Annotated in this window: 11 protein-coding genes and 4 pseudogenes; 13 read left to right on the top strand and 2 right to left on the bottom strand. The window is 32.3% G+C overall.

The window, feature by feature from the left end; genetic code table 11:
- Window positions 1-56 precede the first annotated feature (56 nt).
- The 4 genes from FH144_RS01880 (at window position 57) to hfq (ending at window position 4,119) form a co-directional block, all read left to right on the top strand.
- Window positions 57-1,730: a glycerol-3-phosphate dehydrogenase/oxidase gene (locus FH144_RS01880; RefSeq protein WP_242313447.1), complete on the top strand. Its 1,674-nt coding sequence runs from the start codon at window positions 57-59 to the stop codon at window positions 1,728-1,730.
- Between the two features lie 255 nt (window positions 1,731-1,985).
- Window positions 1,986-2,921 (top strand): alpha/beta fold hydrolase, encoded by a 936-nt coding sequence (locus FH144_RS01875; protein ID WP_242313446.1) that lies wholly within the window; start codon window positions 1,986-1,988, stop codon window positions 2,919-2,921.
- The gene (miaA, locus tag FH144_RS01870) at window positions 2,922-3,914 is read left to right on the top strand and encodes a tRNA (adenosine(37)-N6)-dimethylallyltransferase MiaA (RefSeq protein WP_481914031.1); all 993 of its coding nucleotides are present in this window, start codon (window positions 2,922-2,924) and stop codon (window positions 3,912-3,914) included.
- Window positions 3,877-4,119 (top strand): RNA chaperone Hfq, encoded by a 243-nt coding sequence (hfq, locus tag FH144_RS01865; protein ID WP_107508425.1) that lies wholly within the window; start codon window positions 3,877-3,879, stop codon window positions 4,117-4,119. The genes miaA and hfq overlap by 38 nt, the downstream gene beginning before the upstream one ends.
- 207 nt (window positions 4,120-4,326) lie before the next feature.
- Here hfq and FH144_RS01860 read toward each other — a convergent pair whose 3' ends face one another.
- A complete protein-coding gene (locus tag FH144_RS01860) occupies window positions 4,327-4,803 on the bottom strand; it encodes a glutathione peroxidase (RefSeq protein WP_107508426.1) in 477 nt (158 codons plus the stop codon).
- A 110-nt stretch (window positions 4,804-4,913) separates the two neighbouring features.
- Here FH144_RS01860 and hflX point away from each other — a divergent pair, with 110 nt between their 5' ends.
- From hflX to glnA, 4 genes are all read left to right on the top strand, one after another.
- On the top strand, window positions 4,914-6,155 hold the full coding sequence (gene hflX / locus FH144_RS01855) for a GTPase HflX (protein WP_242313445.1): 1,242 nt from the start codon (window positions 4,914-4,916) through the stop codon (window positions 6,153-6,155).
- 16 nt (window positions 6,156-6,171) lie between these two features.
- Window positions 6,172-7,410 carry a methionine gamma-lyase family protein gene (locus tag FH144_RS01850; RefSeq protein WP_242313444.1) on the top strand — a complete coding sequence of 413 codons (1,239 nt, stop codon included), beginning with the start codon at window positions 6,172-6,174 and terminating at the stop codon, window positions 7,408-7,410.
- A 132-nt stretch (window positions 7,411-7,542) separates the two neighbouring features.
- Complete coding sequence (locus tag FH144_RS01845; RefSeq protein WP_242313670.1) at window positions 7,543-7,881, top strand: MerR family transcriptional regulator; 339 nt, start codon at window positions 7,543-7,545, stop codon at window positions 7,879-7,881.
- A gap of 19 nt (window positions 7,882-7,900) precedes the next feature.
- On the top strand, window positions 7,901-9,241 hold the full coding sequence (glnA, locus tag FH144_RS01840; protein ID WP_107508430.1) for a type I glutamate--ammonia ligase: 1,341 nt from the start codon (window positions 7,901-7,903) through the stop codon (window positions 9,239-9,241).
- Window positions 9,242-9,384: 143 nt separating this feature from the next.
- On the opposite strand, the gene FH144_RS12030 is transcribed toward glnA, so the two are convergent.
- The gene (locus FH144_RS12030) at window positions 9,385-9,516 is read right to left on the bottom strand and encodes a hypothetical protein (RefSeq protein ID WP_277953112.1); all 132 of its coding nucleotides are present in this window, start codon (window positions 9,514-9,516) and stop codon (window positions 9,385-9,387) included.
- Between the two features lie 9 nt (window positions 9,517-9,525).
- On the opposite strand from FH144_RS12030, the pseudogene FH144_RS01835 reads away from it, so the two are divergent.
- The 5 genes and pseudogenes from FH144_RS01835 to FH144_RS01815 all read left to right on the top strand — a co-directional run.
- A pseudogene (locus tag FH144_RS01835) lies at window positions 9,526-9,714 on the top strand (terminase large subunit); the annotation flags it as partial.
- A 12-nt stretch (window positions 9,715-9,726) separates the two neighbouring features.
- Window positions 9,727-11,176 (top strand): annotated as a pseudogene (locus FH144_RS01830) (phage portal protein).
- Window positions 11,166-12,689 (top strand): annotated as a pseudogene (locus FH144_RS01825) (minor capsid protein). Before FH144_RS01830 ends, FH144_RS01825 begins: the two co-directional pseudogenes overlap by 11 nt.
- 9 nt (window positions 12,690-12,698) lie before the next feature.
- The gene (locus tag FH144_RS01820; protein WP_242313443.1) at window positions 12,699-12,836 is read left to right on the top strand and encodes a hypothetical protein; all 138 of its coding nucleotides are present in this window, start codon (window positions 12,699-12,701) and stop codon (window positions 12,834-12,836) included.
- 64 nt (window positions 12,837-12,900) lie between these two features.
- A pseudogene (locus FH144_RS01815) lies at window positions 12,901-12,984 on the top strand (hypothetical protein); the annotation flags it as partial.
- Window positions 12,985-13,887 lie beyond the last annotated feature (903 nt).

Here is a 13,887-nt window from a genome sequence, read left to right as displayed (position 1 = left end):
ATTCTGTATGGACAGGTCTCTCTTTTTTCATAATAAATTATTGGAGGGGTATATTTATGGCTTTATCTACTTTAAATAGAGAAGTAATTAAAAAGAACTTAAGTAACGAAGATTATGATGTAGTTATTATTGGTGGGGGTATTACAGGTGCAGGTATCGCATTAGATGCATCACAACGTGGTATGAAAGTCGCATTAGTTGAAATGCAAGACTTTGCGCAAGGAACAAGCTCACGTTCTACTAAACTTGTGCACGGTGGCTTACGTTACTTAAAACAAGCGCAAATTAAAGTTGTAGCTGAAACTGGTAAAGAACGTGCGATTGTTTATGAAAATGGACCACACGTAACGACTCCAGAATGGATGTTATTACCAATGCATAAAGGCGGTACATTTGGTAAGTTTACAACTAACTTAGGACTAACAATGTATGACCGTTTAGCAGGTGTTAAACGATATGAACGTAAAAAAATGTTATCTAAAAAAGATACATTAAATAAAGAACCGTTAGTTAAAAAAGATGGCCTTAAAGGTGGCGGTTATTATGTAGAATACCGTACTGATGACGCACGCTTAACTATCGAAGTTATGAAACGTGCTGAAGAAAAAGGCGCTGAAGTTATCAATCACACTAAATCTACTAACTTCATCTATGATTCAAAATCTAAGGTAAACGGTATCGAAGTTCAAGACCTTTTAACAGGTGAAACATATCAAATTAAAGCTAAAAAAGTCATTAATGCTGCGGGACCTTGGGTAGATGAAGTACGTAAAAAAGACTATACACGTAATAACAAACAGTTACGTTTAACTAAAGGCGTACACGTGGTTATCGATCAATCTAAATTCCCTTTAAGACAAGCTGTTTATTTCGATACTGAAAAAGACGGCCGTATGATTTTCGCTATCCCACGTGAAGGTAAAGCATATGTCGGTACAACAGACACATTTTATGATAATGAAAAAGCAAAACCATTAACTACACAAGAAGATAGAGACTATTTAATCGATGCGATTAATTATATGTTCCCAGACGTAAACGTTAAAGATGAAGATATTGAATCAACTTGGGCTGGCGTACGTCCGCTTATTTTAGAAGATGGCAAAGATCCTTCAGAAATTTCTCGTAAAGACGAAATTTGGGAAGGTGAATCAGGACTTCTAACTATCGCAGGTGGTAAATTAACAGGATACCGTCATATGGCGTTAGAAATTGTCGATTTATTAGCAAAACGTTTAAAACAAGAATATAGTTTAAAATTCGCTGAATGTGCAACGAAAGAAACACCAATTTCTGGCGGTGACGTTGGCGGTAGCGATAACTTTGATAATTTCGTCGCACGTAAAGTAGATGAAGGTAAAGCAATTGGACTTGATGAAGATGCAGCTTATCGCTTAGCTTCAAAATATGGTTCTAACGTAGACCTATTATTTAACATTGCCCAAATTGCTAAAGACCAAGACTTGAAATTACCATTAGAACTTTATGTACAATTAGTTTACAGTGTTCAACATGAAATGGTTTATAAACCTACTGACTTCTTAGTACGCAGAACTGGTAAATTATATTTCAATATTAATGAAGTTAAACAATATAAAGATTTAGTTATTGATGAGTTAGGAAAATTATTAAACTATACTCAAAGCCAAAAAAATGAATTCACAAAAGAACTTAACTTAGCTATTCAAGAAGCTACACACGGCAATGACCAATTAGCAGTAAAAAAATAATAATATAGATAAGTTTATAGAAAAGCCTAGTAAAACTACTAACAAGTTAGCAATTATGCTAATATTGTTAGTAGTTTTTTTAGTATACATAATGCTTTAAGTTAGAGAACATAGTTATTTATAAATAGCGGAAAACAGTTTATTGATGTTACATAATTACTTACAATTTGATAACATTAAAAAGTACAGGTATATTAAGATGAATATAAATTTTAAATGAAGTATTAGCACTAATTTTCGATAGGAGGCATATGCGTGAGTCAAAATTCTTATAAAATAACCGTTGAAGACGGCACGATGATAGAAGTTAAAATTGATAAGGCCAAAATAGCTACATTTGGTGTCGTTCACATATTTCACGGAATGGCTGAGCATATGGATCGTTACGAAGCACTCGTTCAATCTTTAACGCAACAAGGGTATGATGTTATTAGACATAATCATAGAGGCCATGGGAGAGACATTGATGAAAATGAGCGCGGCCACTATGATGATATGAATACGATTGCGCAAGATGCATATGAAATAGCACAGACATTACACGACGTTAATAAAGATGTACCTTATATTGTATTAGGGCACTCAATGGGGTCAATCATTGCTCGTTTATTTGTTGAAAAGTATCCGAATATCGCACAAGGTCTTATTCTAACTGGCACGGGGCAATATCATAGATGGAAAGGAATACCCGCAATGGTTGGACTAAAATTAATCACTTTATTTGCTGGAAAACGTAGTAGATTAAAATGGGTTAATCAACTTGTATATAAATCATTCAACAAGAAAATTAAACAACCGGGAACATCAAGTGATTGGCTTTCTTCCAAACACGATGAAGTAGATAAATATGTTAAGGATGAATATTCAGGATTTTTAGTTTCAAATCAGTTAATCTACCAGACTGTAAAATATATGACTAAAACGGCAAGCTTAAGACAACTTAAAAAAATGAACCCATTATTACCTATACTCCTAATATCTGGTAAAGATGATCCGTTTGGAGATTATGGTAAAGGGATTAAAAACCTAGGTAAAAAATTTAAACACGCTGGTATTAAACATATTACTGTTCAATTATATGCACATAGAAGACATGAAATTTTATTTGAAGAAGATGAACAAATGATTTGGAATCATATGTTCGATTGGATTCAGAAACAAGTTTTAAAAAACAATCAAGGTGAGGGATAAATGTTGAATGAAGCAGTAAAACCATTTTTAGTGGTGATAGTAGGGCCCACCGCTTCAGGAAAAACAGAATTAAGTATCGAATTAGCGAAGCGGATAAATGGTGAAATTATAAGTGGCGATTCCATGCAAGTATATAAACAAATGGATATTGGTACTGCTAAAGTAACACAACGTGAAATGGATGGAATACCTCATTATATGATAGATATTTTAAATCCTGATGCTAACTTTTCAGCATATGATTTTAAAAAAAGAGCTGAAGTATTAATAGACGATATAACATCAAGAGGGAAGATTCCTATCATTGCTGGAGGTACTGGATTATATATTCAATCATTAATTTATGATTATCCCTTTGACGATGAAACTGTTTCAAAAGAAACTGAAGAACTTACACAACAGAAAATGTCGGAACTTGAAGCTCTTGATAATGAGGCATTACATAATTATTTAGCGACGTTTGATAAAGAATCAGCGCATGATATTCATCCAAATAATAGAAAAAGAGTGCTTAGAGCTATTGAATATTTCTTAAAAACAAAAAAACTTTTAAGTTCTCGAAAGAAAGTTCAACAATTTACAGAAAATTATGATACATTATTAATAGGGATTGAAATGTCGCGCAAAACATTATATTCAAGAATAAATAAACGTGTAGATATTATGTTGAGCCACGGGTTATTTGATGAAGTGAAGTTGCTGATTGAACAAGGTTTTGAATCGACTCAGAGTATGCAAGCGATAGGTTATAAAGAGCTTGTTCCCGTTGTAAAGGGTGAGTTAACTTTAGACCAAGCAGTTGAAACTTTAAAACAACATTCTAGGCAATATGCTAAGCGACAATTGACATGGTTCAAGAATAAATTAAATGTTCAATGGTTTGATAGAGAGAGAATGACACTTCAAATGATGTTAGATGAGATTACAACCCAAATAAATAAAAGGAGTTCTAGACATGATTGCAAACCACAACATCCAAGACCAAGCACTTGAGAATTTTAAAGCTGAAAAAGTAGAAATCACAGTATTCTTTTTAAACGGTTTTCAAATGAAAGGTGTTATTGAAGACTTTGATAAATACGTTATTAGCTTAGTATCTCAAGGCAAACAACATTTGATTTACAAACATGCGATCAGCACGTTTACTGTTGATACTGAATCTGCGGATGCAGAAGAAACAGTAGCGAGTGAAGAATAAGTTGTAATTAAAGTGCACTATTGTAAGTTCTTGAGAGCGTAGACAACGGTCTTCAAGTTTATATCTCTTACAATACACTCATCCAATTTTTTAGCACTTTTAGACAAATGAAGGAAATGTTTGTAATAAAGAAGCTTCATGCTAGAGAGAAATCTGTATAGATTTTCATCTCTAGCATGAAGCTTTTAATTTTATGTGATTGAAAAGTTATAATAATTTTTCGATATCTTTTTCGATTTGAGCTGGTTTTTTCTGAGGTGAGAAACGACTTACTACGTTACCTTCACGGTCTACTAAGAATTTAGTGAAGTTCCATTTAATTTTTTCATTTAACATGCCTTTAGCAGCATCTGTTAAATAACGGAATAATGGATGTTGGTTTTCGCCTTTTACATCTATTTTTTCATGAATAGGGAATGTAACACCATAATTGATTTTACAATTTTGGTTTGCTTCAGCTCCAGAACCAGGTTCTTGATTACCAAACTGGTTACAAGGGAAACCTAACACAACAAATCCTTGATCTTTGTATTTATCATATAATTTTTGTAAACCATCAAATTGTGGTGTAAAGCCACATTCACTGGCAGTGTTGACGATTAACATAACATCGCCTTTATATTCTTCTAATTTATAATCTTCACCATTAGATTTTTGGACTACGAAATCATAAATATTTTCCATATTATCACCCTTTCAATTTAATTTTAACTTAACACAAATTACTATGTTAGTCTTTGAAAATGCTCTATGATAAAATGTTTGAGAAACATAAAAAAGAGGAGATGTATAACGTGGCTCAGCAAACTACACATGATACGAAGAAAAGATTAGAAACTGCTGTTTTAATCGGTGTACATGCTCAAAATGATAATCAATTTAATTTTGATTCAACAATGGAAGAACTAGAAGCTTTATCTCTTACTTGTCAACTAAACGTCAAAGGACAAGTGACTCAAAACAGAGAACAAATCGATCATAAATATTACGTAGGTAAAGGTAAAATCGACGAAATAAAAGCTTTTATAGAGTTTCACGATATCGACGTGGCGGTTACCAATGATGAATTAACTACCGCGCAATCAAAAACATTAAATGATAACTTGGGCATAAAAATTATTGATAGAACACAATTAATCTTAGAAATATTTGCCTTACGCGCCAAAAGTAGAGAAGGTAAATTACAAGTCGAACTTGCACAATTAGATTATTTACTACCGCGCCTACAAGGACATGGTAAGAGCTTATCACGTCTTGGCGGTGGTATAGGAACACGTGGTCCTGGTGAAACGAAACTAGAAATGGATCGTCGTCATATAAGAACGCGAATGAATGAAATTAAACATCAATTGCAAACGGTCGTTGAACATCGTGAACGTTATCGCAATCAACGTGAAAAGAATCAAGTCTTTCAAATTGCGCTTATCGGTTATACCAATGCAGGTAAATCTTCATGGTTTAACGTTTTATCTGATGAAACAACGTTTGAAAAGGACTTGCTCTTCGCTACGCTTGATCCGAAGACACGTCAAATTCAAATTAATGAAGGGTTTAACTTAATTATTTCTGATACAGTTGGATTTATTCAGAAATTACCTACAACATTAATCGCGGCATTTAAATCTACATTAGAAGAAGCAAAAGGTGCGGACCTATTGTTACATGTGGTTGATGCTAGTCATCCTGAGTACCGTTCACAATATGATACGGTTAATCGCCTAGTTAAAGATTTAGATATGGATCAAATACCTCAGGCAGTCATTTTCAATAAAAAAGATCAGTGTGACGATAACGATGATGAACCAGTGTCAGAAGTACCTTCAGTCTTTGTATCAAGTCGCGATGATAATGACAAATCTAAAGTGAAAGATTTAATGATTAATCAGATTAAAGAGGCATTAACATATTATGAAGAAGCGGTGCCAAGTACTAACGCGGATAGATTATATTTCTTAAAACAACATACATTGATTGAGCGTATGGACTTTGATGAAGATAATGAAAGCTACATGATTAAAGGATTTAAAAAACAATAAAAGGAAGTAAAATAGAATGTCAGAAATTAAGAATGTCATTGCTCAGGTGGAAGAAACGTTAATTCCATATTTTAAAGAAATTGAAGAAACAGCATATGTTAATCAAGAAAAAGTGTTAGACGCTTTTCATCACGTAAAGGCGACTGAAAGTGATTTAACGGGGACAACAGGCTATGGTTATGATGACTTTGGACGGGACCATTTAGAAGAGATATATGCCCATACGTTTAAAGCTGAAGATGCTATAGTGAGACCTCAGATTATTTCAGGTACGCATGCAATTACGTTAGCGCTTCAAAGTATGCTTAAATATGGTGATGAATTGCTTTATATTACTGGCAGTCCTTATGATACTTTACTTGAAGTAATAGGTGTGAATGGCAACGGTATTGAAAGCTTAAAAGAACATGGTGTGACTTATAATGAAGTTGCTTTGAAGAATGGACAAATCGATATAGGAAAAGTTCTAACAACGATATCTAGTCAAACAAAAGTCGTTGCGATACAACGTTCTAAAGGGTATGATCAACGTCCTTCTATTACCCTTGATGAAATGGAACAGGCTATTACTAAAATCAAACAACAATACCCTGATATCATTATTTTCGTAGATAATTGTTATGGCGAATTTGTAGAACGACGTGAACCTATTGAAATTGGAGCTGACTTAATTGCAGGCTCTCTTATTAAAAATCCAGGTGGAGGCCTCGCTAAAATCGGAGGCTATATTGCTGGTAAGAAAGATTTAATAGAGCGTTGTGGTTATCGATTAACGGCTCCAGGTATTGGTAAAGAAGCAGGCGCGTCACTCTATGCTTTACAAGAAATGTATCAGGGATTTTTCCTTGCGCCACATGTAGTTAGCCAAAGTTTAAAAGGTGCATTATTTACAAGTTTATTTCTTGAAAAGATGAACATGAAAACAGTACCTAAATACAATTCGAAACGTACAGATTTAATTCAAACCGTTCAATTTGAGACGAAAGAGCAAATGATTGCATTCTGCCAAAGCATTCAACACGCTTCTCCAATAAATGCACATTTTAGTCCTGAACCAAGTTATATGCCAGGTTATGAAGATGACGTCATTATGGCTGCCGGCACGTTTGTACAAGGGTCTTCAATCGAATTATCAGCCGATGGTCCAATACGACCACCTTATGAAGCTTATGTCCAAGGCGGTTTAACATATGAACATGTAAAACTTGCAGTGACTCGTGCAGTAGTTAATTTAAAAGAACAGAATTTAATCTAATAAATAGTATCAGAATTACATGTCAGAAAACCTAACATATTTTTGTAATCTTAAATAAACTGTGCTAAATTATAATCAAGTTCAAAAATAGGAGTGAGGTTATAGGTGTCTAACGATAAGCTCAGACGTAATATGGCCGTATTCTCTATGAGTGTTGTATGTAAATTAACAGAACTGACAGCAAGACAAATCCGCTATTACGAAACACATGAACTTATAAAGCCCGAGCGTACTGAAGGAAATAAGCGATTATTTTCAATGAATGATTTGGAAAGACTTTTAGAAATTAAATCTTTAATTGAAAAAGGATTTAACTTAAAAGGTATTAAACAAATCATCACAGGTGACCAAGGGCATTTAACAGAAGATGAACAAGAGATTAGAAAAAGAATGATTGTAGAAGCAACGCAAAAACCAACTGATGAAGCTTTGCCAATAAATCGTGGCGATTTATCACGGTTTATTAAATAAATATTTGGAGGATCTCTACATGCCTAAACGTACATTTAGTAAAGATGACATTCGTAAATTTGCAAAAGAAGAAAACGTAAGATATTTAAGATTACAATTCACTGATATCTTAGGTATCATCAAAAACGTTGAAGTGCCAGTTAGCCAATTAGAAAAAGTATTAGATAACGAAATGATGTTTGATGGCTCTTCAATCGAAGGATTCGTACGTATTGAAGAATCAGATATGTACTTACACCCAGATTTAGATACTTGGGTAATCTTCCCATGGACTGCTGGTCAAGGTAAAGTAGCACGTTTAATCTGTGACGTCTACACAACTGACGGCGAACCATTTGCTGGTGACCCACGTGCCAACTTAAAACGCGTATTAAAAGAAATGGAAGATATGGGCTATACAGACTTCAACTTAGGGCCTGAACCTGAATTCTTCTTATTCAAATTAGATGAAAAAGGCGAACCAACGTTAGAATTAAATGATGACGGCGGTTACTTCGACTTAGCACCAACAGATTTAGGTGAAAATTGTCGTCGTGACATCGTATTAGAACTTGAAGATATGGGCTTCGATATCGAAGCAAGTCACCATGAAGTTGCACCTGGTCAACACGAAATTGACTTCAAATATGCAGATGCAATTTCAGCTTGTGATAATATCCAAACATTTAAATTAGTTGTAAAAACAATCGCACGTAAACATAACTTACATGCTACATTTATGCCAAAACCATTATTTGGTGTAAACGGAAGCGGAATGCACTTTAACGTATCATTATTCAAAGGTAAAGAAAATGCATTCTTCGATCCAAATGGTGAAATGCAATTAACAGAAGATGCATTCCACTTCACAGCAGGTATCTTAAACAACGCACGTGGATTTACTGCAGTATGTAACCCACTTGTTAACTCATACAAACGTTTAGTACCTGGTTACGAAGCACCATGTTACATCGCATGGAGTGGTAAAAACCGTTCACCGTTAGTACGTGTGCCTTCATCAAGAGGATTATCAACTCGTATTGAAGTTCGTTCAGTTGACCCAGCAGCTAACCCTTACATGGCTTTAGCTACTATCTTACAAGCTGGTTTAGACGGAATTAAAAATAAAGACAAAGTACCAGAACCAGTTAACCAAAATATTTATGAAATGAACCGTGAAGAACGTGAAGCAGTAGGTATCCAAGATTTACCATCTACACTTTACACTGCATTAAAAGCTATGCGTGAAAACCCTACAGTCAAAAAAGCGTTAGGTAATCACATTTACAATCAATTTATTAACTCTAAATCAATTGAATGGGATTATTATCGTACCCAAGTGTCTGAATGGGAACGCGATCAATATATGAAACAATATTAATCTTTAAGACAAGTGAGTTAAAGCTTAGAGATACAAGGAGTTAAGGCTTATCGCCTTAGCTTCTTTTTTTCATAAAATTGGGCAACTAAGTTATTAAAATTAAACTGATTTCATTAAAATGGGCAACTTTTGGGCAACTAAATTTAAAATACATTCTTAATATACTTCTCAAAGTTTTCTTTAGCATCATCATTCATTTTCTTAGTTACATGACTATATACTTCACTAGTGATAGCTTCGGATTTATGGCCTAAACGTTCTTGAATTACTTTCATAGGTACATTACTGTAGAAGAGCTAGATAATTATACTTGGAAAAAAGATAAAAAGACGGGCGAGTATTATAATGAGCCAGTTGATTCATACAATCATTGTATAGACGCATTAAGGTATGCAGCGAGTAAATTAATATTCAAAAGTAAAGGAGATAAATCAGATATTAAAAGTTTAAGACAAATGAGAAAAATGTTTTAAGGAAGTGAACTAATGACAATATACAACCAAGATATTAACAGCATAAAGTTCTCTAAAGTAGCTAATGATGACTTTTTAATATCAAATGTAGAGCAGCTATTCAAAGAAGAGGTATTACTCGGTTTAATAAATAAACATAAAACTGAACAGTTACCTAGATTGAGTATGTTAGAAGATTATTATCTTAATAGAAATACAGATATATTAACCGATAAACGAAGAGTTACAGATTTAAGTGAAAAATCAGACCATAGAGCAATACACAACTTTGCTAAATATGTAACGCGTTTTATTGTAGGATATTTAACTGGAAACCCTATTAGTGTTACTCATAAAGATGAAAAGACAAATGAAGCTATTGCAAATTTAAATGTCACTAATGATGCAGATGCAACTAATAGTGATTTAGCACTTAATTTATCAATATATGGTAGAGCATATGAAATTGTTTATAGAGACAAAAACGATATAGATAAATTTAAAGTACTTGATTCTAAAAACACATTTGTAGTGTATGATAACACGTTGGAAAAAAAGATTATTGCAGGTATTAGATATTATATAGTTAAAGATAATGACAACTTACCAGTACAGAAGATAGAAGTATACACAACTGATAGGGTCTTTTATATTACCACTAAAAGTGGAAAGATTTCATCTATTGATTCTATAAATCATTATTATAATGATGTTCCTATCATAGAGTATTTAAATGACCAATTTAAGCAAGGCGATTTTGAAAATGTAATTTCTTTAATTGACTTATACGATAGCGCACAATCTGATACTGCTAATTATATGACAGATATTAATGATGCAATGTTAGCAATTGTAGGGAATGTTGAGATAGATGGAGACGACGCTCATAAATTTAGACAAGCTAACATGGTACATATTAAACCGAATGTTAATTCAAATGGTTCTGATAGCAATGCTGAAGTAAAGTATATTTATAAACAATATGATGTTAATGGTGCAGAAGCATATAAAACGAGATTGCAACGAGACATTCACAAATATACAAATACACCTGATTTAACTGATGAAAATTTTAGCGGTGTACAATCTGGTGAATCAATGAAATATAAACTTTTTGGTTTAGAACAAGTGCGATCAATAAAGGAAAGATTATTTAAAAAAAGGCTTAATGAAACGTTATAAAATTCTATTTAATAATCTCAATCTAACAGGCGTTTATAACTATGACTATACAAAAATTGAAATTACTTTTACACCTAATTTGCCTAAATCTTTATCTGAATCTATTGAAGCATTTAATGCACTTAATGGTGGAGTTTCAGAACAAACTAGATTGAAACTCTTACCTATTATTGATAATCCTAATGATGAAATTAAAAAAATGGAGGATGAAAGAAATAAATTAAGAGAAGAAAATGACCGTTCATCATTTGAATTACCTAGTATTGTCAAAAAAGAAATGACTGATAGTTATGACAGATAGTCAAGATTATTGGTTAGAGAGAGCTCAAAATGTTATAGAAGCGGAAACATTAACTGATGCGCAAGCTACATCAGAAATAGAACGAATTATTATGTTAATGTATGCAGAAATCATGAGAGAGCTACTCGCCTTTTATGCGAAATACGCAACAGATACTGGATTAACTATTCAAGAAGTTATGAAAAAAGCAGATGATTTCGATGTATATGCGTTTCGAAACAAAGCTAAAAAATATGTAAAACGCAGAGATTTTAGCGATGCAGCAAACAAAGCACTTAAATTGTACAACTTGTCTATGAAAGTATCTAGAGAAAAGCTATTAAAGCAGCAGTTAGATTTGATAATCAAAGATTCTACTTTGGATATTCAAGATAAGCTAGAAAATAAGTTAGTTGATGCGGTTGATAGAGAAGTTGAAAGACAAGCACACATACTTGGTGAACATATAAAAATAGATGATACTGAAGTAAAAGCAGTTGTGAATAGTAACTTCAAAGGTGTGAACTGGTCAACTAGATTATGGCAAGATATGGCTGTAGTTCAAAAAGAAGTGGAGAAAACAACAAGCAATGTGTTACTTAGAGGGAGACATCCTAATGAGTACGTACCTGAGTTTAAAAAGTAGACAAATTCCACTACTTATAATGCTAGTAGATTGTTAGTTACTGAATCAGCACGTATTCAGGCTGAATCGCAGAAGTTAACTTATCTAAAAGAATTAGGTGAAGATGGCGAATATAAATATGTGACTAAAATAGACAAGAAAACATCTAAAATATGTCACTCACTCAACGGAAAAACATTTAAAGTTAAAGATATGGTTCCAGGTGTGAATGCGCCACCTATGCATCCTTGGTGTAGAAGTACTACTATACCAAAACTAGGTAACTGGAGAGACAAGTTCTTTAAAGAGCGTGAAGGTAAATATCAGGTAGAAGATGACACAACCAAAGATGAATTACAACAAGCTAAAGTATTAGGAAAGAAAATATATATTACTGATCAAGCAATTGATAAAGTCAGATATGTTGATATTCCAACACATACCAAAGAAGAAAATCAATTTATACAAGAACAACATAAAAAATTACTTAAAGATGCCAAAGAAAATAATGATAGTAATGAAGTAGCATACTTATTAAAAGATGGTAAAGTTACAAAAGTATATGGAAATCAAGATACTGTTAAATTTAATCCTGGAGAAAAGGGATCAGAATTATTATTTAACAGTAAACCTAATTCAATCATTATGTTACATAATCATCCAGGACAATCAGGTTTTTCATTGAATGATATTTCTTTATTTATAAGGTTGAATTCTATCAAAAGTATGACAATAGTTACAAATTATGGAAAAACTAAATATCTGACAAAAGGTGAAAACTATTCAAAAGAAGCAGCATTAAGTTTGTATAAAGAATTGCTAATAGATGTAGGAAATCAAGTAGATAAAAAAATAGTTGATAAATTTTTAAAGGAAATATATAATTTTGGTATAATTAGTAGAAGGTAGTGAATTTTTATGACTATATATCAGTTAGATGGAGAATGTAACATAAAAGAATTAATTAAAGATATTGAAAAAAGTCTTGAAGAAGAAAGAACATACAAAAAAACGAAGCAATTAGAAAAAGAACAGTCAAAATCACAAGATAAATAGCATCCTTTCTACACAAATAAAGAGAAAGCGGTGCTATTTTTATACACTTTTTTAACCTTGCAACGTGAAGGTTATTTTTTATTGTCCAAAACGTGCTGATGACGTTATAAAAGCAAGTATGGAAACGCAGTCGCCAAACTATAAGAGAACAAATTAAATTTATAACTAAAAGAGATAATATTAATGATGTAGGGGTTAGAAAGTTATGTGCTAAATATCTTTCTAATCTTAGTGTATATAATGAAGATCACATTAAAAAAATTACAAAAGCAAATTTATAATATGAATATGATTAAATACATAGTGAGGTGAGATAGGTGTACACGTATCAACTTGATGGTAGTTGTTCAATCAATGAAATGATTAAGGATTTAAAAGAAAATGCTAAAAAAGAATCAAGTGAAATTAAAACAAAATCTTCTAATTAAAGCATTCTTTCTGTATAGATAAAGAAAAAGCGGGTTATTTTTAGTTCGCCTAGTATGAGTAACAACTTGACGGTGAAGGTTCATTATTAGCCCGGCAATTAAAATTATTTCACCTATAATTATTTGAAAATTCTGATTAAAATTATTATAGTATTTCAATTAATGATATAATTGAAGGAACAATATCTAATAGGAGGGAGAGTATTAGAAGATATAGTTAATAAAGTAAAACTATAATTTTATAAAGGTTTAATAGTCGCTATAGGAAAAACGGAGGCAATAATTAAATTATCTCTCCATTGCTTTTTATATCTAACTTCTAATACTCATATGTTATGAAGGCTATTTACATAATTTCATCTTACTTATCTGGCTTAACGTATTTTTAGGAAATAATATCTCACATAATGTTATAGCGTTAGTAACAACATTAGTTTTAATTAACACACTAAAAAAGACTAAGAAAAGCGAAAACAATTAATTTTAAAGTTATTATAAAACAAAGAATTAATAAAGAATGAAGTTGTAAATACTAGTAGAATAAGAAGTTTGATCAATCTTCTTCACAATTAAAATTTCTAGCACAGCGCTACTTCCCTTTTGAACTAATTACTATTTTGAAT

Origin of the sequence: Staphylococcus sp. acrmy (assembly GCF_022690565.1) — a bacterium.
GTDB lineage: Bacteria > Bacillota > Bacilli > Staphylococcales > Staphylococcaceae > Staphylococcus > Staphylococcus caledonicus.
This window is presented reverse-complemented; position numbering and strand designations above follow the sequence as displayed.

Excerpts from the sequence above, each read along its gene's own strand:
- miaA (WP_481914031.1), top strand. The coding sequence starts at position 2,922 with ATGTTGAATGAAGCAGTAAAACCATTTTTAGTGGTGATAGTAGGGCCC.
- FH144_RS01850 (WP_242313444.1), top strand. The coding sequence starts at position 6,172 with ATGTCAGAAATTAAGAATGTCATTGCTCAGGTGGAAGAAACGTTAATT.
- FH144_RS01880 (WP_242313447.1), top strand. The coding sequence starts at position 57 with ATGGCTTTATCTACTTTAAATAGAGAAGTAATTAAAAAGAACTTAAGT.
- glnA (WP_107508430.1), top strand. The coding sequence starts at position 7,901 with ATGCCTAAACGTACATTTAGTAAAGATGACATTCGTAAATTTGCAAAA.
- FH144_RS01845 (WP_242313670.1), top strand. The coding sequence starts at position 7,543 with ATGGCCGTATTCTCTATGAGTGTTGTATGTAAATTAACAGAACTGACA.
- FH144_RS01820 (WP_242313443.1), top strand. The coding sequence starts at position 12,699 with ATGACTATATATCAGTTAGATGGAGAATGTAACATAAAAGAATTAATT.
- FH144_RS12030 (WP_277953112.1), bottom strand. The coding sequence starts at position 9,516 with ATGAAAGTAATTCAAGAACGTTTAGGCCATAAATCCGAAGCTATCACT.
- FH144_RS01860 (WP_107508426.1), bottom strand. The coding sequence starts at position 4,803 with ATGGAAAATATTTATGATTTCGTAGTCCAAAAATCTAATGGTGAAGAT.
- hfq (WP_107508425.1), top strand. The coding sequence starts at position 3,877 with ATGATTGCAAACCACAACATCCAAGACCAAGCACTTGAGAATTTTAAA.